The sequence below is a fragment of the Levilactobacillus spicheri DSM 15429 genome, from assembly GCF_001435095.1.
In the GTDB taxonomy this organism is placed as follows: Bacteria; Bacillota; Bacilli; order Lactobacillales; family Lactobacillaceae; genus Levilactobacillus; species Levilactobacillus spicheri.
In genome coordinates, this window is sequence record NZ_AZFC01000023.1 from 1 (window position 1) to 471 (window position 471).

2 protein-coding genes are annotated in these 471 nt (G+C 55.0%); both read right to left on the reverse strand.

Translation table 11 applies throughout. The features are described 5' to 3' along the window. The coding region (locus FD37_RS07750; RefSeq protein ID WP_156652731.1) for a hypothetical protein at nt 1–185 on the reverse strand (185 nt) is incomplete at its 3' end. Continuing rightward, on the reverse strand, nt 176–471 hold a 296-nt coding region (locus FD37_RS12940), incomplete at its 5' end, for a hypothetical protein (protein WP_056964600.1). The genes FD37_RS07750 and FD37_RS12940, both read right to left, overlap by 10 nt.

The following is a 471-nucleotide window of genomic DNA, read 5'->3' on the forward strand; positions in this document are numbered from 1 at the left end:
GCGTCCTTAGCACTGTATAGGCGATTCAAATCGTCGTCGGTGACTTGGTACCCCGGCTCGTCAATCGCTTCGATAGCGGATTGCAAGTCGTTCACCAGGTCGCTGTAGGTCTCCATGCTTGGCTTGGTGACTTGTGCCACCAGGATGATGGGTTCAGCGACCGCTTGTTTGCGCATCACATCCATGTGATCACCTCCGCGTCCTTGTAGTTTTCCAGGATACCGGCGAGATTGTCGTAGTCCCAGTCGATTGGTTTCCCGTAGTCTTCTGCCTGATCGTCCAGGTAGCGGTGCATGGAATTTGGATTGGCTGGGACGTACTGCCCTTCAGCCTCCCAGTACAGCTCACCGAGAATCATTGGCATGCCGTCAGTATCACAGACGGTCTCGTCGCTGCGCGTGTCCGCCTGTTCGGCCCGTTCAAGGTACCGAACAAAATCAAATGTTGCTGCGTCTGGTGCTAGAGCCATTG